Source organism: Yimella sp. cx-51 (genome assembly GCF_017654605.1).
In the GTDB taxonomy this organism is placed as follows: Bacteria; Actinomycetota; Actinomycetes; order Actinomycetales; family Dermatophilaceae; genus Yimella.
On record NZ_CP072113.1, the window covers coordinates 2,856,173 to 2,875,103 of the forward strand.

Sequence of the window (18,931 nt, forward strand, 5' to 3'; positions counted from 1 at the left end):
GGTTATCCGGCGGTCGCGGTGATGGTCGGCCGAGTCGTGCGATCATCTTCGAGCGCGACGCCGAATCGCTGGACGGCGCCTCCGTCCTTCGCCTGGAGCACCGCGCGGCTGCCGAGCGGGCTGCTGAGTTGAAGGTCGGCGATTCTCATGGCGCCGATCGCGGGCATCAAACAACCCATGGCCGTATTACTCCGGTTCTCGAAGGTGACCGGAGTGACCGGCCAGGTAATGGTGATCGCCTTGGCAGTCTCCCTCGCACTCGGCGTCCCGAAGAAGTCACTCGGGCTGAACATCTCCGACTGGATCCGGATCAAACGGTCGCTGACGACCGTGTAGCCCGACACACCGCCATCCCTTTCAGTGCCTCGGTACTTCTTGCACTCGGCTGTGCCGCCGACCTGTTGCTCCCCGGCGCAGCCGACGAGGCCGCAGAGACCGAGAACACCTGCCAACACATCGGCGACGACTCGCATCGGGACCACCACTCCTTCGGTTGCCAACTGCACCTGTTGAGAAGACGTGCGACCGAGCGCGGGGTTGCATGAGGGCGCGACAGACAGAGGTCGACGCGCGCACCCCGTTACTGGACGCCGCTCGGCGCCGCACACCGACCTTTCGGCGCCGGGCGACCACCGAGGGTGACCCAGGTCACTAGATTCAGGCAGCGAGCCCACTCCAGGAAAGGCTGATCGATGACCGACGCGACGCTGTCCCACACCCAGGGCGAGACCGACGTTCCCCTGATCGAGCAGACGATCGGTGACAACTTCGACGCCACTGCCGCCCGCTTCGGCGATCGCGAGGCACTCGTCGACGTAGCGCAGGGCAAGCGGTGGACCTACGCCGAACTGCAGGTGGACGTCGACAAGCTCGCCCGCGCGATGCTCGCCATCGGCATCAACAAGGGTGACCGCGTCGGCATCTGGGCGCCCAATTGCAGTGAATGGGTGCTGGTGCAATACGCCACCGCCAAGGTCGGCGCGATCCTTGTCAACATCAACCCCGCCTACCGGGCGCACGAGCTGAAGTACGTGCTGAAGCAGGCGGGCATTTCGTGGCTGTTCGCGGTGAGCGAGTTCAAGAACAGCAACTACGCCCAGATGGTCGAGGGCGTGCGGCACGACTGCCCCGACCTGCAGGACGCTATCTACTTCGGCACCCAGGAGTGGGACGCTCTGCTGGCAAGGGCGGACGAGATCAACGCCGAACAACTCGGCGAAGCGCAGCGCAGCCTCAGCAACACCGACCCGATCAACATTCAATACACCTCGGGTACAACAGGATTCCCCAAGGGCGCGACGCTGAGCCATCGCAACATCCTCAACAACGGCTTCTTCGTCGGTGAGCTGTGCAAGTACACCAAGGCCGATCGGGTCTGCATCCCGGTGCCCTTCTATCACTGCTTCGGCATGGTGATGGGCAACCTCGCGTGCACCAGCCACGGCGCATGCATTGTGATCCCGGCGCCGGCCTTCGACCCGGCCGCGACGCTGCAGGCGACGCAGGACGAAAAGTGCACCAGCTTGTACGGCGTCCCGACCATGTTCATCGCCGAGTGGGGCCTGCCGAACTTCGGCGACTACGACCTGTCGGCCGTCCGCACCGGCATCATGGCGGGCTCGCCGTGCCCGGCCGAGCTGATGAAGAAGCTCATCGCGGCCGGCATCGAGGAGATGACGATCTGTTACGGCATGACCGAAACCTCGCCGGTCAGCACCCAGAATCGCACGGACGACAGCTTCGAGCAGAAGGTCGGCACGGTCGGGCGGGTGGGCCCGCACCTGGAGATCAAGATCGTCGACCCGGTCACCGGCCAGACCCAACCGCGCGGTCGTTCAGGCGAATTCATGACCAAGGGCTACTCGGTGATGCTCGGGTATTGGGAGCAGTCCGACAAGACGGCGGAGGCGATCGAGGACGGCTGGATGCACACCGGTGACATCGGGGTGATGGACGACGACGGGTACGTGCAGATCAGCGGGCGCATCAAGGACATGGTGATCCGCGGCGGCGAGAACATCTACCCGCGCGAGATCGAGGAGTTCCTCTACACCCACCCCGACATCATCGATGCCCAAGTAATTGGTGTGCCTGACCAGAAGTACGGCGAAGAGCTGTGCGCCTGGATCCGAATGCGCGACGGCGCCCAACCGCTGACCGCGGAATCACTCAAGCAGTTCTGCAGCGGGCGGCTCGCCCACTACAAGATCCCGCGCTACGTCGAGGTGGTCCAGGAATTCCCGATGACGGTCACCGGCAAGGTGCGCAAGGTGGAGATGCGGGAGATCACAGCGTCCCGACTCGGGCTCTGAGCGCGGCTGGCCACCGGTGTGTCATCCACGCGGCAGACGCACCACAACCAGGGCCGTGGCCCGATCCTGGCGGAGTCGTCGGTGACACAGACGTCCGCCTCCGCGCGAGACGCCCTGCGCGAATCCAGCACTTGCTGTTGAGTCCACGTGCCCCAACGCGATCGTCGGTGAACCCCGTCGCACGAGCAGGTTCTACCCTGGCGGGGTGACCTCACTCATCAGCTGCACCGTGCGCGACGGCATCGCCGACGTCCGCCTCGATCGCCCGGAAAAATACAACGGGCTCACGTTCGACATGCTGCGCGACCTCGCCTCGACCGCGCACCGGTTGCGCCGCGATCGCTCGCTGCGGGCCGTGGTGATCAGCGGCACCGGGGACGCATTCTGCGCCGGGCTCGACTTCGCGGCCGTCAGCAAGGCGCCGTGGCAGATTCCGGTGGGGCTGATTCCGGTGCCGTGGCGCGGCACCAACCTCTTCCAGGAGGCGTGCTGGGCGTGGCGCCGGGTGCCGGTGCCGGTGATCGCGGCCGTCCACGGTCACTGCTACGGCGGCGGCATCCAGATCGCGCTCGCGGCCGACTTCCGCATCACCACGCCGGACGCGAAATGGTCTGTGCTGGAAGGCAAGTGGGGCCTCATCCCCGACATGAGCGGCGTGCGCTCGCTCTCCGAACTGGTCGGCGTCGAGACCGCCAAGAAGCTCACGATGACCGCCGAGGTGATCTCCGGTCAGCAAGCGCACGAGCTCGGCCTGGCCGGTGACGTCGCCGATGATCCGCGCGAAGCTGCGTTCGAACTGGCCGCGCAGCTGGCCACCAAGTCGCCGGACGCTCTCGCCGCCGGGAAACGACTCTTCGACCGGCACCACAGCTCGTCTGCCCGTCGCACTTTCGCCGCCGAACGCCGCGAGCAGGTGAAACTGCTGCTCGGACGCAATGCCAAGATCGCTCGCGCGGCCGGTCTGAAGCGGGAGACCCCGCAGTTCGCGCAGCGCGGCGCCCGATGACCTGGACGAAGGTGTCGGGGCGGGTCGTCTACGACAACCCGTGGATCCGCATCGTCGAAGACCAGGTGCGCACTCCGGACGATCAGCCGGGCATGTACGGCGTCCTCGAACTGCACCAGCCCGCCGGATTCGTGGTCGCGGTGACTCCGGACGACGAGGTGGTGCTGGTCAACATCGATCGCTACACCGTGGGCGAGTCCTGGGAGGTGCCCGCCGGTGGCGTCGACGCGGCCGACCCGTTGGCCGGGGCGCAGCGCGAACTGCTCGAAGAGTCGGGCCTCGTCGCCGACGACTGGACGCTGCTGGCCGAAGTGAACTCCCTCAACGGTGTGTGCCGTGCGCCGGGCCTGGTCTACCTCGCTCGCGACGCACGTCCGGCTCGCGACTCCGGCAGCACCGATGTGACCGCGGAGCAAGAAGCCGAAGGCATCTCGCAGGTGATCACGTTGAGCTGGGACGACCTGCTGCAGTGGATCACCGCAGGCAAGATCACCGACAACGAAACCCTCGGCTCGCTCATGCTCGCCTTCGCTCATCGGAGCGCGTCCGCCGGCTGAGCCGCGCACCACCGGAAAGGGACGACTCAGCTGACGTATCGCTCCATGTGCCGGTGGGCGTACAACTCGTACCCGAGCACCGACGTCCACGGAGCCAGCGTCACGATCAGGACGCCGACAGCCAGGCCGGCGCCGAGCGCGACCGCCGCAACGGCTGCACCGGCCGTGAGTAGCACGGCCACCAACATCGGTTCGGGTGCGCGATCGCTGGTGCGGGTCATCCCAGCGTCGGCGACATGCGCCAAGCGGGCGCGACAGTGCCAGACACCTCGGGCCGGGTCGGGAATCTCCTAGGCCATGAGACGTTGGAACACCTGAGACAACGAGACCTATCCGAACAGGAGGCCCACGCATGGCCACCACCACTTTGACCACTGAGAACTTCGTCCAGACCATCCAGGAGAACGACATCGTCCTGGTCGACTTCTGGGCCGACTGGTGCGGCCCGTGCAAGATGTTCGCGCCCGTCTACGACGCCGAGTCGACCAAGAACCCCGACATCGTGTTCGGCAAGGTTGACACCGAAGACCAGCAGGAACTGGGCGCCGGCATGAACATCAGCAGCATCCCGACCGTCATGGCCTTCCGCGAGGGCGTCATGGTCTTCAACCAGTCCGGCGCGATGCCACCGGCGATGTTGAGCGACCTGATCAAGCAGATCCGCGAACTGCCGATGGACAAAATTCACGAGGAGATCGCAGCTCAGGAAGCGCAGTAGGGCGGTGAATCGCCCCGGGGTTTGTGGAGACTCGTTTAGTTGGCACCGGTCCCGGCTGGGGTGGTGTGGTTCTGATTGTGCTCGCTGAGTGCTCGCGTTGCCCAGTAGAGCGCTTCGTATTCGGCGGGTGGCATGTTGTCGATCTCGCCGTGGATACGTCGATGGTTGAACCAGTCGGCGTATTCCGCTGTGCGGATCTCGACGTCGGTCGCGTTCTTCCACCCTGTCGCGCGTCAAGATTCTTGGCAGGGCTGTTGAGTCAGTCCTGAAGGAGAATCTGAACCATGGGTAGACCCCCTGTGATCCCGGCCGAGAAGAAGACTCGGATCGTGATGAGTGTGTTGGCCGGCGAGATGACGATCGCCGAGGCGGCACGCAAGGAGAAGATCAGCGAGCAGTCGATCGGGCGCTGGAAGGCCGACTTCCTCGAAGCGGGCAAGACCGCGCTGGCGGCCGGTCGGTCCGGGCCGTCGACGCGTGAGCAGCAGCTCGAGGCCGAGGTAGCGGACCTGACTCAGACACTTGGCGAAGCCGCGGTCGAGCTACGAGTCTGGAAGAAGTCCGCGGAGGGCAGATTGGGGGCTCTTCATACCTGCGGTGGGGGTAGGTGTTCTGGGTGGTTGAGTCCGCCGCCGATCAGGAGCATGCGCAGGCGGTAGTTGTCGCGGTTGCGGAAGCCGCGGGCGACGCGGCGGCGCAGTTCGATGAGGCCGTTCACGGCTTCGGTGCCGCCGTTGTTGGCGCGGCCGGTGTCGAAGTAGCCCAGGAACGCCCCGCGCCACTGCTTCAGTGTCTTGCCCAGGCGTCTGATCTCCGGGATCGGGCAGGTATGGAAGGTCGCGAGGATCTTCTCGGCGATCACCCGCCCGGCCGTCAGGTCGCCGGCTTGGTAGGCGTCGCGGACCTGCTGGGCGCACTGCCAGGCCAGGTGGACCTGGTCGTGGCGTTCGTCGGCGGCGATCGCGGCCTCGAGTCGTGCGGTCTGTCGTTCGGTCAGGCGCTCGGCGCCGCAGCGCAGGATGTTGCGGATCCCGTACAGCGGGTCGCCTTTGCGGCCGCGGTGGCCGTGGATCTCCTGTTGGACTCGGCGACGGACCTCATCCACCGCTTGTGTGGCGAGTTTGACGACGTGGAAGGCGTCCAAGACTGCTATGGCGTCGTCGAGCTGGTCGTCGATGGCGTTCTTGTACCCGTGGAACGGGTCCAGGGTCGCGACCTTGATCCCGGCCCGGGCCGCGTCCCCGCGCTGGGCCAGCCAGTCGGCGTAGGCCTTGCCGGACCGGCCGGGGACCAGATCCAGCAGCCGGGCCCGGACCTTGCCGTGGGCGTCGCGGGTCAGGTCGACCATCCCGGTCAGCTCCTTCGGCCCGCGGCCGCCGTCCTCGACGGGGCGCGTGGACACGTGGTGCCAGATGTGCTCGTCCACGCCCAGGTCGCTGACCCCGGCGAACCGGTCCTCGTCGGCGGCCATCGCCGCCAGCAGCGGCTTGACCGCCCGCCACACGGTCCGCCAGGTCGTGCCCAGCTGCCGGGCCAGCCCGGCGATCGAGGCGTGTTCGCGGCGCAGCTGGGTGATCGCCCACCAGCACGCCCGAGCCGTCAGCAGCGCCCGCGGTGCTGCGACCTGTTCGTCCTGCTCGGTGAACACTCCGATCGGACAGGCGGGTTCGGGGCAGGACCAAGTGCGTTTGCGCCACCGGATCCGCACCGGACGACCGAAGGAGGGCGCGTCGATCAGCTCGTGGATCCGTCGGCCGTGACTGACCGCGACCACTCCGCAGGCACGGCAGCCCATCAGTCCCGGCGGCGACTGCACCGTCACCACCAGCCAGGCGTCGTGCTCGTGCACGTCGGTCACGTGCAGCCCGGGCAGACCGACCAGCAAGTCACACCGGTCGCACAACGAGGCGGGCGCGTCGGCGGCGGGCATGCTGCGGCAGCACGACATAGAGTCAGGCACGTCGAGGTCCTTGGGATCGGACGAGGTAAGAGTCCTCCAATCCTCAGGGACCTCGACCCCTTCAGCCCTGACTCGGCGCGTCGCGGCGGCCCCCCACCGCAGGTATGAAGAGCCAGATTGGGCCCTTCGAGGACCTCGAGGTGATCCGCGTCGACGCGGGCATGTCGACCGCGAGGTTCTGCCAGCTCATCGACATGCCCGAGCGGACCTGGCGACGCTGGCAGGCCAAGGCACGTGCTGGCGGCCAGCCGAAAGGTCCCTGGCCGCAGCCTGCCCGCGACGCTGCGCGCGGGCTGATCCTCAAGCACGCCACGAAGCACCCGGCGTGGGGTCATCGCAAGATCTGGGCGATGGTCCGCCACGACGGGCACCTGGTGTCCGAGGCGACGGTGCTGCGCACGCTGCGTGACGAAGGACTGATCCTGCCGGCGCACTACCAGCGGGAACGTAGGAAGCTGGCCGAGCGGCGGAAGGCAGCATTCGCCAAGGAGCCGAGTGGGCCGAACCAGGTCTGGCAGCTGGACTTCAGCGAGTTCGAGACCACCACCGGCGGCACGTGGCGGCTGGCCGGCTGTCGAGACTATTGGAGTAAGTACGAGCATCCGTTCCACGTCTCACCCACCGCGAACCAGTTCGACGCCATCGACGCGATCGAGCTCGCCTTGGCCGACTACGAGGCCCTGTTCGGTCACCCGCTGGCCGACCTGTGCGAAGTCGAGGTCGAAACCGGGGAGATCAAGCCGGTGGTCACGATCGTCACTGACAACGGTAGCCCGTTCCGGTCTTTCCGGTTCGAGGCCTTCATCCTCAAGCACCCCGAGTTGGCTCACGTTCGCACCCGGGTGAAGAGCCCCGGGCAGAACGGCTCACGCGAGCGCGGGTTCGGCACCTTGAAGTACGAGCGGCTCTACATCGACGAGATCGACGACGCCGTCATGCTCGCCAAGCACGCCGCGGAGTACCGGATCGAGTACAACTCGATCAGGCCGCACGAGGCGATCGCCTGGAACAGGTCGCTGGACGTGCACCTGGGAATCGCCGACCCGACGATCCCCACCTTTCAAACCGAGAAGTCCCTGCCATGTTCTTGACGCGGGACACTCCTCATCCTTTCCAGGAATCAGAGCCTCCGCCATACCCGGGGCGATTCACGGCGCCGCACAGGCCTGATTAGGGTTCCGCAGGTCGACGCCGCGCGTATCAAACATGGGACGTGGGACGAGTCGCAGCCGACTCATGCAGGGGTGAGGGGTTGTTCCACGCCCAGGCCAACGTCGCATCGATCCCTGAAAAATCTTGGTGCACACCCTCGATGCGGAAGAGCCGACAAACCCACCCTGGACACCAGCCTGCCGATCGCGTTCGGTTCGGACGCCGTCGCGCCGCGCTGGTTCCGCCGACGTTGATCGGTGACTCAGCCTAGTCGTTAGTCGCTTCACCCCGCAGAACCTGCGGAAAAACTCGGTCGAAGTAGCGGACCGTGACGACTCCTTCACCAGCGAGCACAGTCACCGAGTCGCCAGAAGGAAATTTAGCAAAAGGTGCAAAATTCGTTCCGTTTAGTTCAACAAGGTCGACCCGAAATTCTTCGCCGTCGACGAGCAACACCGTGCCCTTACTTGTGGTTTTGAGTTTCCCATCCAGTGTCTTCCGACTCCAATACTGGGATCTGACTACCCCTGACAGCGTGAGCACGATGAAGACCACCAGCCCCGCATACCAGTCATGGCCGTTTATGCTCGCCGCCCATACGCCGAGCACCAAACCCGCCAAAACGCCTGGCAGAAGTAGCCAGCACCGAAATCGTGAAGTAGAAACCTCAGCACCAGTCAGATCCATCGAGATTCGTTTCTAAAAGTTCGGTGACTGGGAGTGTACCTCGGAGGAGCTGGGCGCCTGTATTTGGTTGCATATCCGAGCGACGAACGCCAAGCGTTGATGCTCGTCCAGGCAATTGTCCTAACCGCCCTAGATTTGAACCCCTGTCGAATTATCCTATAAGCGCCACCGCCGACCCCTCCAGTAAACAGACTCATTCCGCCGATCGCGGTATTCTTCAAGTCTCCTGCGGCGAGATATCCAATCATCGAAACGGCCCCACACGCCATACCGATAGACCCAGGTATCCAGGCGCACATACTCGCCAGGTTCCCTACGAACCTCCCTGCAGAGGCGACTGCTCGAGCGGTCTTCTTTACCCATTTTGGCCATCCCCATTGTCCGGTGGTGTCGGTGTTGTTGATGGGGTCGGTGGGGTATCCGAATGATGTGTGGTTGCCGCCGGGGATGGGGTCGGGGCTGGTGAAGGCGCCGGTGACCCAGTTGTAGTAGCGGACTCCCATGAGGGTGGGGCCGACGGCGTCGGTGCTGGTTTCGCGTTGTTTCGCGCCGAGCCACCCGTATCCGAGGGGGCCGGTGATGGTGGGTGCGGCGGCTGGGCCGCCGTATTCGGCCCAGCGTTGCCACCCGTTCACGGATGTCGCCGCGACCCCGGTGGCCTGGTTGGCGGGGATGGTGATCGCGGTGACGGTGTTGTCGTGCGGGTCAACCACCGTGATTGATACCTCCCCGGTGCTGCTGATGGTCGCGCCCAGGTCACCGCTGATCGAGTCGGTGTACCTGGTCAGCTGCGGGGCACCATTCTTCGGTGTGGTGATCGACCAGGCCGGGTTGTCTGATCGACGCCGAAGGCCACCACAGCAGCAGCCTGACCGAAACGCATCCTATGACCCGTGAAACACATCACAATCCACGACGCGCGCGTGTGTGACCGTTTCGTTACAAACGGTCGGCTCCAATTGACCGGCGGAGAGGCCCAAATCTCTTCACCATTTCAACTCACGTAGATCCTCAATGCAGCCCGCTGGCGGCCTCCGATCCGCAAGGCTGCGTCACTCCGGGCCACCCGGGTTGCACTGGGCATCAATGACCGCCTTCATCGGCACCACCAGACGCCAGGGCTCGAGATTCCAGGTCGGCTTGTCGCGGGCGAAACGCCAGTGGCAGCTGAACTGCCGCTGCATCGAGATGCCTGCCGCCTTCGGTTCGCGCTGCAGCACTTCCACCCAGGCCTTCACTTCGGCGTCCGGACTGGTGGCTGTTCGCCCTTGCTCGGTCGGCGTGATGTGCAGGCTCTTCCCCCGAGCGCCGCTCACCCATTCCATGCGGGCGATGTAGCCACTGCTCTTGGTCGACGTGCTCGACGCCGAACTACTCGGCGTCGAGGGCGCTGCGGACGTCGACGGCATGGACGTGCTGGGCGAAGAAGTCGACCCGACCGAGGAAGTCGTGCGCGCTTCGATCTCCTGGCCGACGGTTTCTTTCGGACCGGACGAACACGCCGTGGCCAGCATGAGAACGACCACTACCCCCGCAGATCGCTGCACCATGACCACAGTCTGCTACCCGACCGATCGAGATCGGCGTAGTACCCGCAGCGAACCGTATTCACCGACTTGCTCGAAGCCGCCGTCAGTCACCGCAGCCTGCACGACGTGCCACGGCGCTTGCCCACCATCGACCGGGTCGGGGAAGACGTCGTGCACAAGCAACAGACCACCCGACACCACATGGGGCGCGAAGGCACGGTAGTCGTGCTGGGCGGTGTCCTCTGTGTGGTTGCCGTCGAGGAAGAGCAGTTGCACCGGGCTCCCCCACCACGTGGCGACCACACGGGTGTCGGCAACGACGGCGCTGAGGACGTCCGCGTTCGCATCGAGCACCGGCCGGAAGTGCGGCAACGTGTCGAGCCGGCCGGTCGACTCATCGACGAGGGTGGTGTCGTGCCATTCCCACCCGGGCTGGTTCTCCTCCGAGCCGTGATGATGGTCGACAGTCACGAGCCGGGCGCCCGCCTGGCGCGCGGCGTCGGCCAGCAGCACCGTCGACTTACCGCAGTAGGTGCCGATCTCCAGCCAGGTGCCAGCGCCAGCTTCCAACGCCACGGCGTGCAGCGCGCGGGCTTCGTCCTCGGGCATGAAGCCGGTGGTGGAGGTGAAGCGCTCCCACACCTGCGGGGCGATCGAGCCGGTCACGAGGCGGCTCCTTCGAGTGCCCCACCCCAGCCGGTCCAACTCCCGGCGTCGCGGAAGATGGACGCCGCGCCGGTGGTTTGGGTGAGCGCGTCCGCTGCCAGCAGCATCGCGGCCGCCGACCAGGTGGTCTGCTCCACCGGCCACACTTGGTCGTTGGGGATGTTCTTGCCGGTCCAGTAGCCACCGGTCGTCGGGTCGTACAAGAACTGCACCTGCTCGAAGACCTCGACGGCGCGGTCGTGATCGCCCATGGCATCGAGGGCAGCGACGAGTTCGACGGTCTCCGCCGCGGTCACCCACGGCTCGTCTCGCACGCATCGCACCCCGCGACCGGGCCAGTAGTAACCGTCCCAGGCGCCGTCGATCCGCTGCCGGGCCGCCTCACCGCGCAATGCGCCGGTCAGCACCGGGTAGTACCAGTCCATCGAATACCGCGATCGGTCGGCGAACTCCTCCGGCCGGTGACGGATCGCGTCCCGCAGTGCACGCCCGGCCACCCGCCAGCGCGGACGATCGTGTCCGAGGGTTTCGGCGATGAGGCAGGCGCACTCCATGGCTTGCAGCGTGCTGCTGCTACCGGTGAGCAACGCCAGCGAGTCCCATTGGCGATCAGCACTCAGCGCCCATGAGATCGCCCCTGACGGAAGCTGACCGCGCACCGCGAAGTTGATCGCCGATTCCACCGTCGGCCATAGCCGCGCGAGCGCCGCAGCCTGACCGGTGGCGAGGTAGTAGTGCCACACCCCGACCGCGATGTAGGCGCACTGGTTGGTGTCGGCGGCCTCTTCCTGCACTACGCCGTTCGTCTGCAGCATGGGCCACGAACCGTCCGGACGCTGGTTGCGCGCCGACCACAGCAGACCCGCCATCGCCTCGTCGTACCGGCCGGCGACGGTGAGGCCCATGACCGCTTCCACGTGATCCCACGGGTCGAGTTGACCACCGGTGAACCACGGCAACGCGCCGTTGGCGTCCTGCTGCGAGGCGATGAACGCACCGATCTTCTCCACCTGCGATGTGGAGATCAATCCGGTTGCGTCCCAACGGTTCACCGGCTGCATCAGCGGTGCTCCGGCTTACGCAGATAGACCACGAAACTCTTGCCGAGCACAGGGTCGAGCGCCTGCTCGGCGACCCGGGTGACCAGCGGGGCGCTCATCATGTCCCAGACCAGCAGCCGGTGGTAGGCCTTGGTCGCAAAGTTGTCGCTGTCGGTGCCGACCGCGCACTTCAGCCACCAGTAGGGCGAGTGCAGCGCGTGGGCGTGGTGCTGGTCATAAGGCACGAACCCGGCCCGGCGCAGTTTGTCGACCAGTTCGCTGGCCTTGTAGATGCGGATGTGACCGCCCTCCACCTCGTGGTACTCGTCCGAGAGTTTCCAGCAGACCTGCTCGGGCCAGTTGCGCGGCACGGTGACGGCCACCAGACCACCCGGCTTGGTGATGCGGAAGAGCTCGGCCATCACCTCTTCGTCCTCGTGGATGTGTTCCAGGATCTCCGAGGCGATCACCCGGTCGAACCTGTCGTCGTCGTAGGGCATCGCGCGTGCATCGCCGGCCTGCACCACCGCGATGGCCGGGAAGCCTGCCTCGCCTTCGAGTTCCATCGCACCGAACATCGTCTTGACGTCGGCGAGGTCGGCCTCGTTCATGTCGAACGCCGTGACATTGCAGCCGCGCCGGTACGCCTCGAAGGAGTGCCGCCCCTGGCCGCATCCCACATCGATCAGGGACATCCCTGCCGAGACCGGGAAGCGGTCGAAATCAACGGTGAGCATGGGGGTTCTCCTTGTGGTTGCGTCGGGCCGCGATGACGTCCCGATAGAGCTGCGTGGTCTGCTGCGCCACCGCAGCCCAGCTGTAGGTCGACACCGCCCGCTCGCGTCCGGCAGCACCCATGGCTGCGGCCCGCTGCGGGTCGGTGAGGACGTCGGTCAGTGAATGCGCCAGTGCCGCAGCGTCGCCCGGCGGGACGAGCACTCCGGCGCCACCGGCGACCAGGGTGGGTAGCGCGCCCACCGCGGAGGCGACGACCGGCGTTGCGCAAGCCATCGCCTCGATCGCCGGCAGCGAGAAGCCTTCGTAGCGCGACGGGACGACGAGCGCCTGCGCCGAGCCGATGAGGGATGCGAGTTCGTCGTCGGTGAGCCCGGCCCGGAAGGTCACCCGGTCGAGCAGACCCGCATCGGCGAGCAGCTTGGCGGTGCGGTCGCTGCACGAACCGACGATCACCAGCTCGCTCCAGACGTCCGGATTCATTTGCCCGACGGCCTCGATGAGCACCGGCACGCCCTTCAGCGGGACGTCCGCGGAGGCGATCGTCACCAGACGGCCGGGCACACGGGGCGTGGTTGACGGCTGGAAGACGTCCACCGCGACTCCCACCGGCACGATGCTGATGCGATCGGCCGGCACCCCGAAATCGGTGGTGATGTCGCGCGCCGAACCCTCCGAGACGGTGAGTACGTGGGAGCTGCGTTGCGCGACCCGGCGCTGCATGCCGAGGAAGCCGTACCAGCGCCGTTTGGTGATGTGCTCCCACCCGCGAGCGTGCTGCAGCTCAAGCCGACGGTCGGCACTGATCGGGTGATGGATGGTCGTCAGCAGCGGCAGGCCGCGCCGCTCCAGCCGCAGAATGCCCGGGGCGAGGGTCTGGTTGTCGTGCAGGATGTCGAACTCACTAATTCGCGGCCCGAGCACCTGCTCCAGGCGTCGTCCGAACGTGCGCGGTTCGGGGAAGCCCGCCGTGCACATCGTGGCGTACTCCAATACGTCTGTGCCGGAACGGAATTCACGCAACGCCGGACGCCGGAACGGGTCGTCGTCCCGGTAGAGGTCGAGACTCGGCACCTTCGTGAGCCGGACGCCAGGGTCGAGCTGCGGGTAGGGCGGGCCGCTGAAGACCTCCACCTCGTGCCCGACCGCCACGAGTTCGCGCGACAGGTTGCGCACGTAGATGCCCTGCCCGCCCGAGTGCGGCTTGCTGCGATACGAAGCCAGCGCGATCCGCAGACCGCGCCGTGAGGCTGCTTGCTCGGGCATGGATCAGGCGATCGCCGGAGCGGCCGGCTCCTCGATCGTGTGGGGCTCACCGGCGCGCACGAAAACCATGTCCTGGGCGACATTCGCCTTGCGGGTGTCGCGCCGGTCGCGCAGGTAGTTCTGGTGCAGGAACCACGGCGCGCGGTCGCCCTGCTTCGGGAACTCCGCCATCGCCCGCAGCACGTAGCCGCTGTTGAGGTCGAGCGCCGGCTGCGAAGGCATCTGTGATTCCACGTGCGGGTAGCCGTAGGCGTAACCGTGCGCGTCCTGGTAGTTGATGAAGGTGCAGAGGTACTGCGACGACAGGTCGGCGCGCAGCGTCCAGGAGGCGTTGGTGTAGCCGACGCACATCGCGGCGTTCGGCACGCCGCTGACCATCATGCCGCGGTAGATGTAGCGATCACCGAGGTCGACCTTTTCGCCGTCGACCTCCAAGCTCGCCCCACCCGCTGCGAGCATCTTCAGGCCGGTGGCCGTGACGATCACGTCGGCGTCGAGCACCCGGCCGCTGCCGGTGCGAATGCCTTCGGGCACAAAGGAATCGATGGTGTCGGTGACGACATTGACGCCCTTCTCGCGGATCGCAGTGAAGAGGTCACCGTCGGGTACGAGGCACAGGCGCTGGTCCCACGGGTTGTAAGGCGGGGTGAAGTCACGATCGGTGACGTCGGTGCCACGCACCTGCGTCATGACGCCCTTGCGCAGCAGCGTGCCCACGGCCTTGGGTGCCTTGCGGCTGGCCTGGTAGAGCGCGAGCGCCTGCACGGCGTTCTTCATCCGGATCGCCGAGTAGGCGCGCTCGGGTGAAGCGACGCGACGCAGCAGGCCGGCGAGCGGGTCAAAGTTCGGTAGCGAGAGGACGTAGGACGGCGTGCGCTGCAGCATCGTCACCTGCGCTCCGCGGTCGGCGAGCGCGGGGGCGAGCGTCACGGCCGTCGCGCCGGAGCCGATCACGACGATCTCCTTGCCGCTCGGGTCGAAGTCTTGCGGCCAGAACTGCGGGTGGATCACCTCGCCGGTGAACTCTTCGAGGCCCGCGAAATCGGGCGTGTAGCCCTGGTCGTAGTCGTAGTAACCGGAGCAGAGGTAGACGTACTGCGCGGTGACGGTGCGTTCGCCCTCGGGAGTGTTGAGGGTCAGCGTCCACTGTGCGTCGCCACTCGACCACTCGGCCGAGACCAGCTTGGTGCGGTAGACGATCTTCTCGTCGATGCCGTACTTCGCGGCGGTGCGCTTGAGGTAGTCGAGGATGTCTCCGCCGTCGGCGATCGACTTCTCCCCCGTCCACGGCTCGAAGGGCAGGCCGAGGGTGAACATGTCGGAGTCGGATCGGATGCCTGGGTACTTGAACAGATCCCAGGTGCCGCCGAGGGTGTCGCGCCCCTCGATGATCGCGAAGTCCTTGTCGGGACACATCGTCTGCAGGCGGTAACCGGCATCGATTCCGGACAACCCGGCGCCCACGACCAGGACGTCGTAGTGCTCCTTCAGTTCAGCCATGACAGCTCCTTCGCACCGGATACGGACTCGCCCAGCCTAAGTTACTCGCCAGTTCGGCGGGGCGTCACCGCGTCCGGTCACTTCTTCCCCGTGGCCTTCTTCGCATGGGTCTTTTTCGCCGGACGAGCGGCAGAGGTCTTGGAACGCTGCCCGGACGCAGCCTGGGAGACCGCCGACTCTTCCTGCTGACGAACGGCCATCGAATCGGCCGAGAGCCAGCCCTTCGGACCGTCCGAACCGGCCTTGTACTGCTGCAGGGGCACCTTGCCGCTCTCGAAGGCCCGGATCGCCGGAGCCACGATCTTCCAGCAGAGTTCGGCGGCATCGGAGCGCACGCTGAGCAGTTGGTCGTCGTCAAGCATGCAGCGAAGCACTTCGCCGTAGGCCGTCATGCGGGCGGCGGCGAGCTCGGCCACGAGGCTCTTGCGTTCGAGATCGAGGGGGTCGCCCTCGGCGTTCATCGACAGCTGGAAAGACACGCGTGCCGGCTTGAGATCGATGACCATCGCGTCGGCGGCGTGGTCGCCGTGGAAGCCCTTGGGCAGGTGGGGCACGGCACGGAAGTAGACGATGATCTGCTTGCGCGGCACCCCGAGCGCCTTGCCGCTGCGCAGGACGAAGGGCACACCGGACCAGCGGTTGTTCTTGATCTCAACGGTGAGCTGCGCCAGCGTCTCGGTGCTGCGCGCCGACTCCACGCCCTCCTCCTTGGCGTACGACGGCACCTCACGGCCGTTGATCGAGCCGGCGGTGTAGCGAGCGCGGCGGGCGTAGGTGGCCGGGTCGTCCTCCCAGATACGCGTGGCCCGCAGCACCTGCGCCTTGAGGTCAGCCAGCTCCTGCGGCTCCAGATCGGCGATCGGCTCCATCGCGAAGACCGCCAAGATCTGCAGCAGGTGGCTCTGCAACATGTCGCGCAGCGCGCCGGCCTTGTCGTAGTAACCGGCGCGGCCCTCAAGCGCGAGATCTTCGTCGTAGATGATCTCGACCCGCTCGATGTGCTCGGCATTCCAGATGGGTTGCAGCATCCGGTTGGCGAAACGCAGGCCGATGAGGTTGAGCACGGTGGAAACACCCAGGAAGTGGTCGACCCGGAAGATCTGCTCCTCCGGCACCACACGCTGCAACTGCTTGTTGAACGCCCGCGCGCTCTTCTCATCGCTACCGAAGGGCTTCTCCAGGCCGAGTCGAGTGCTCGGCGGCAGCGTCAGCTTCTCCAGTTCGGCGCAGACCTTCATCGTGATCGCCGGCGGCAGGGCGAAGTAGATGACCAGCTCACCGGTGGCCGCGCCGATCAGCCCTTCGAGTGCGACGGGGTCGAGCAGGTCGGCCTTGATGTAGCTGGCCTTGCCGGAGACCGTGCGGGCGGTGCTCGCGTCGGCACCGCCCTGCTTCAACCGGTCACGCACCAGCGCGCGGAAGGAGGTGTCGTCCAGCTCTGCACGGTCGGCACCGATTACCTGCACCTCGCGGTCGGGTTCGACGGCCAGCAGACTGCCGAGGCCGGGGAGCAAGAGTCGTTGGGTGAGGTCGCCGCCCGCACCGAGGATGAGGAAGGTCACCGGCTTCGTCGTCATGAAAGTGAGCATGCCACGGGCGGCTGGGACGTGGGTGAACGCTCAGTCGTCGGTGATGACGACCTGCGTGCGGGCGCCGTCGCCGGTCAGGAAAGTGGCGGCGATCGTCATGCGGGATCGCAGTGAACGGGCGATGAAGCACTCCTGGTGAGCGATGCGCAGCCAGCGCTCCCACTTCTGCGGCCGCTTCTCGCCGCTGATCTCGATCACCGGCGACAGCCGAATCTCGTTGACCCACAACGGGTTCTGATCAACCGACATCACAGCTTCAGCGTGATCGACATAGGAGTAGACATCCGCTCGGGCCCGAGCAGCGACCGCGAGGAAGGACAGCAGCTGGCAACTGCTCGCCGCTGCCAGGAGCAACTCCTCGGGGTTGGTGGTCGCGGCATCACCCCGGAAGGTCGGGTCGGCGCTCAGCGTCAGTTCGCTCTTGCCGGCTGGCTCGACGCGGTGCTCGCGGGAGTAGTGGTCGTACCCGAGGGCGGTCGAGCCCTGCCAGTGCAGCGTCGTCGCGTACCGATGGTCGTCCGTGCTCATGCCACCGCTTCGGCGCTCTTCGGGACGCGGGCTGCGGTCTCGCGCACAATCCGGACGATGGCGTTCGGGTCGTCGAGCATCGGCACGTGGCCGCAATCGGGCAGCGGTTCGTGGTTGACCTGCGGCAGCCGCCGGCGGGCGCGCTTGGCCTGCGTCGGCAGCAGCAGCCGATCTTTCTCGCCCCACGCGATCGTGGTCGGCACCTGCGGCAGGCCCCGGTAGTTCAGCTTCATCCCGCGCACGAAGCAGGGCCAGAAGCCTGGCGACCGGCGCAGGTTAAGTGAGTCGGCGTAAGCGTCCTGCGCGGTGAGGCGCTCGGGGTGCACGTACAGCGAAGCCATCGAGATGCGACGCAGCGTGGGTTTGTCGGCGAAGTACTTCACCACCGGCAGCGGAGCGTGGCTGGCCGCCTTCATCGACACCAGCGCCGCGCCCGCCACCATCAGGCCGGGCGGGGTGTAGAAACCGGCCGGGCTGAGCGCGACGCAGCTGGCCACCGAACCACGGGCGGCGAGCTCGAGCGACAGGATGCCGCCGAGCGAATTTCCGGCGATGTGCGGACGTCCGAGATCGAGATGGGCGAAGAACTCCTCCAGTTGCTGGGCCCAACTGCTCATCGCGTAACTGTTCGGCTTCGGCGGCGGCGGCGACTGGCCGAACCCGGGAAGGTCGATCGCGATCACGTCGAAGTCACGCGCCAGCAGATCAAAGACGTCGAACCAGGCGGTGCGCTGGTGACCGATGCCGTGCACCAGCACCACCGGCTCACCGGCACCCTTGCGGCTGTAGGAGATCGTGCTCATGCGGCCCAGCTTGGCGCAGCGGGCGTCCGCGCGGTGGATTTCGGGCGGCGCGGTCAGCCCAGACGATCCACCTCTCGGATCCGCCCAGCACCACCGGGGCGGATCACCGGTGCCAGGACACGGACGATCCACCTCTCAGATTCGACCAGCGCCACCGGGGCGGATCGTCGGTGCCAGGACGCGGACGATCCACCTTTGTCGAGCCGCAGGCAGATCAGTCAGCGGTGGAGTGGTCGCGGTTCGAAAGATAGATCCGCACTGACGACGAAACGCTGGTCAGAGTCGTAGCCGAACGTGGCATGCACCGCGTTGCCGCGCAGCACGCCCGGCAACCAGAAGCGGTCGTCGTCCCACATCAGGTCGTACTCGATCTTCGCGAAATCACACCAGAACGGGTCGAGTTCGTCGCTCGGCGTCAGCTCGCCCTGCCAGCGGGACGCGGTGCGAAGCGTGACGCGGTGGTGTTGGGCCAGCGGGTCGGCCCAAGTGAAGAGCAGTTCACCGGCGTCCGTCACCTCGGCCGGATCAACGACCAGCCCGGTCTCTTCGTGAAGTTCGCGCGCCGCCGCTTGCGTGATTGTCTCACCCGGGTCGATCTTGCCGCCCGGCGCGATGACGTTGCCTTTTCCGAACCCGCGAAGCTTGTGCCCCAACACGATCCGTTGCTGATCATGATCGATCAGCAACATCAGGCACATGTGTTTCGGATCGGCAGTCACGCGAGTCATCCTCCCAGCCGCTGGTTGCGACCGCCCTCTCCCCACAAACCGGACGCAAAATTTACGTTTCCGCGCCGAGAACGTGCGATTTGCGTCCGGTTTGTGCGTTCCGCGGTGGCCAGTTTCGACACTGGCTGGTTCGTACCTCACCAGCCAGGATCAAC

General features: G+C 66.2%; 22 protein-coding genes. 7 read left to right on the plus strand and 15 right to left on the minus strand.

The genetic code is table 11. The features are described from left to right. Window positions 1–2: 2 nt before the first annotated feature. On the minus strand, window positions 3–473 hold the full coding sequence (locus tag J5M86_RS13600) for a hypothetical protein (RefSeq protein WP_188058938.1): 471 nt from the start codon (window positions 471–473) through the stop codon (window positions 3–5). 219 nt (window positions 474–692) lie between these two features. On the opposite strand from J5M86_RS13600, the gene J5M86_RS13605 reads away from it, so the two are divergent. The 3 genes from J5M86_RS13605 to J5M86_RS13615 all read left to right on the plus strand — a co-directional run bounded on the left by J5M86_RS13605 (window position 693) and on the right by J5M86_RS13615 (window position 3,875). Then, window positions 693–2,312: an AMP-binding protein gene (locus tag J5M86_RS13605; protein ID WP_188058937.1), complete on the plus strand. Its 1,620-nt coding sequence runs from the start codon at window positions 693–695 to the stop codon at window positions 2,310–2,312. Window positions 2,313–2,517: 205 nt separating this feature from the next. Beyond that, complete coding sequence (locus J5M86_RS13610) at window positions 2,518–3,318, plus strand: crotonase/enoyl-CoA hydratase family protein (RefSeq protein ID WP_188058936.1); 801 nt, start codon at window positions 2,518–2,520, stop codon at window positions 3,316–3,318. After that, a complete protein-coding gene (locus J5M86_RS13615; RefSeq protein WP_188058935.1) occupies window positions 3,315–3,875 on the plus strand; it encodes an NUDIX domain-containing protein in 561 nt (186 codons plus the stop codon). The genes J5M86_RS13610 and J5M86_RS13615 overlap by 4 nt, the downstream gene beginning before the upstream one ends. Before the next feature lie 26 nt (window positions 3,876–3,901). Here J5M86_RS13615 and J5M86_RS13620 read toward each other — a convergent pair whose 3' ends face one another. Beyond that, window positions 3,902–4,096, minus strand: a complete 195-nt coding sequence (locus tag J5M86_RS13620; protein ID WP_188058934.1) for a hypothetical protein — start codon at window positions 4,094–4,096, stop codon at window positions 3,902–3,904. A 131-nt stretch (window positions 4,097–4,227) separates the two neighbouring features. On the opposite strand from J5M86_RS13620, the gene trxA reads away from it, so the two are divergent. Next, window positions 4,228–4,593: a thioredoxin gene (trxA, locus tag J5M86_RS13625; RefSeq protein ID WP_188058933.1), complete on the plus strand. Its 366-nt coding sequence runs from the start codon at window positions 4,228–4,230 to the stop codon at window positions 4,591–4,593. Window positions 4,594–4,628: 35 nt separating this feature from the next. Here the strand turns inward: trxA and J5M86_RS15805 are convergent, their stop codons facing one another. Further along, window positions 4,629–4,790, minus strand: a complete 162-nt coding sequence (locus J5M86_RS15805; RefSeq protein ID WP_370587306.1) for a hypothetical protein — start codon at window positions 4,788–4,790, stop codon at window positions 4,629–4,631. A gap of 87 nt (window positions 4,791–4,877) precedes the next feature. Here J5M86_RS15805 and J5M86_RS13630 point away from each other — a divergent pair, with 87 nt between their 5' ends. Beyond that, window positions 4,878–5,252 carry a helix-turn-helix domain-containing protein gene (locus tag J5M86_RS13630; protein ID WP_188058932.1) on the plus strand — a complete coding sequence of 125 codons (375 nt, stop codon included), beginning with the start codon at window positions 4,878–4,880 and terminating at the stop codon, window positions 5,250–5,252. On the opposite strand, the gene J5M86_RS13635 is transcribed toward J5M86_RS13630, so the two are convergent. Next, entirely contained in the window at window positions 5,180–6,523 is a 1,344-nt protein-coding gene (locus J5M86_RS13635) for an ISL3 family transposase (RefSeq protein ID WP_370587304.1), read from the minus strand. The genes J5M86_RS13630 and J5M86_RS13635 overlap by 73 nt on opposite strands. Window positions 6,524–6,657: 134 nt before the next feature. On the opposite strand from J5M86_RS13635, the gene J5M86_RS13640 reads away from it, so the two are divergent. After that, complete coding sequence (locus J5M86_RS13640; protein WP_223158312.1) at window positions 6,658–7,644, plus strand: integrase core domain-containing protein; 987 nt, start codon at window positions 6,658–6,660, stop codon at window positions 7,642–7,644. A 328-nt stretch (window positions 7,645–7,972) separates the two neighbouring features. Here J5M86_RS13640 and J5M86_RS13645 read toward each other — a convergent pair whose 3' ends face one another. Beyond that, the gene (locus tag J5M86_RS13645; protein ID WP_188058931.1) at window positions 7,973–8,392 is read right to left on the minus strand and encodes a hypothetical protein; all 420 of its coding nucleotides are present in this window, start codon (window positions 8,390–8,392) and stop codon (window positions 7,973–7,975) included. Between the two features lie 672 nt (window positions 8,393–9,064). Between J5M86_RS13645 and J5M86_RS13650 the strand changes: the two genes are divergently transcribed. Beyond that, window positions 9,065–9,289, plus strand: coding sequence for a hypothetical protein (locus J5M86_RS13650; RefSeq protein WP_188058930.1), 225 nt, complete (start codon window positions 9,065–9,067; stop codon window positions 9,287–9,289). Window positions 9,290–9,444: 155 nt separating this feature from the next. Here the strand turns inward: J5M86_RS13650 and J5M86_RS13655 are convergent, their stop codons facing one another. The 10 genes from J5M86_RS13655 to J5M86_RS13700 all read right to left on the minus strand — a co-directional run bounded on the left by J5M86_RS13655 (window position 9,445) and on the right by J5M86_RS13700 (window position 18,767). Next, the gene (locus J5M86_RS13655) at window positions 9,445–9,942 is read right to left on the minus strand and encodes a DUF2599 domain-containing protein (RefSeq protein WP_188058929.1); all 498 of its coding nucleotides are present in this window, start codon (window positions 9,940–9,942) and stop codon (window positions 9,445–9,447) included. 12 nt (window positions 9,943–9,954) lie between these two features. Next, window positions 9,955–10,587: a class I SAM-dependent methyltransferase gene (locus J5M86_RS13660; RefSeq protein ID WP_244328371.1), complete on the minus strand. Its 633-nt coding sequence runs from the start codon at window positions 10,585–10,587 to the stop codon at window positions 9,955–9,957. After that, on the minus strand, window positions 10,584–11,648 hold the full coding sequence (locus tag J5M86_RS13665; protein WP_188058928.1) for a prenyltransferase: 1,065 nt from the start codon (window positions 11,646–11,648) through the stop codon (window positions 10,584–10,586). Before J5M86_RS13665 ends, J5M86_RS13660 begins: the two co-directional genes overlap by 4 nt. Further along, window positions 11,648–12,364 carry a class I SAM-dependent methyltransferase gene (locus tag J5M86_RS13670; protein ID WP_188058927.1) on the minus strand — a complete coding sequence of 239 codons (717 nt, stop codon included), beginning with the start codon at window positions 12,362–12,364 and terminating at the stop codon, window positions 11,648–11,650. The genes J5M86_RS13665 and J5M86_RS13670 overlap by 1 nt, the downstream gene beginning before the upstream one ends. Beyond that, on the minus strand, window positions 12,351–13,628 hold the full coding sequence (locus J5M86_RS13675) for a glycosyltransferase family 4 protein (RefSeq protein WP_244328372.1): 1,278 nt from the start codon (window positions 13,626–13,628) through the stop codon (window positions 12,351–12,353). Before J5M86_RS13675 ends, J5M86_RS13670 begins: the two co-directional genes overlap by 14 nt. A 3-nt stretch (window positions 13,629–13,631) precedes the next feature. Further along, window positions 13,632–15,128, minus strand: coding sequence for an NAD(P)/FAD-dependent oxidoreductase (locus tag J5M86_RS13680; protein WP_304952485.1), 1,497 nt, complete (start codon window positions 15,126–15,128; stop codon window positions 13,632–13,634). Between the two features lie 77 nt (window positions 15,129–15,205). Further along, the gene (locus J5M86_RS13685; protein ID WP_188058926.1) at window positions 15,206–16,705 is read right to left on the minus strand and encodes a glucose-6-phosphate dehydrogenase; all 1,500 of its coding nucleotides are present in this window, start codon (window positions 16,703–16,705) and stop codon (window positions 15,206–15,208) included. A 42-nt stretch (window positions 16,706–16,747) separates the two neighbouring features. Continuing rightward, window positions 16,748–17,245: an OsmC family protein gene (locus tag J5M86_RS13690; RefSeq protein WP_188058925.1), complete on the minus strand. Its 498-nt coding sequence runs from the start codon at window positions 17,243–17,245 to the stop codon at window positions 16,748–16,750. Then, the gene (locus J5M86_RS13695) at window positions 17,242–18,048 is read right to left on the minus strand and encodes an alpha/beta fold hydrolase (RefSeq protein ID WP_188058924.1); all 807 of its coding nucleotides are present in this window, start codon (window positions 18,046–18,048) and stop codon (window positions 17,242–17,244) included. The genes J5M86_RS13690 and J5M86_RS13695 overlap by 4 nt, the downstream gene beginning before the upstream one ends. A 218-nt stretch (window positions 18,049–18,266) precedes the next feature. Further along, a complete protein-coding gene (locus tag J5M86_RS13700; protein WP_188058923.1) occupies window positions 18,267–18,767 on the minus strand; it encodes an 8-oxo-dGTP diphosphatase in 501 nt (166 codons plus the stop codon). Window positions 18,768–18,931: the final 164 nt, after the last annotated feature.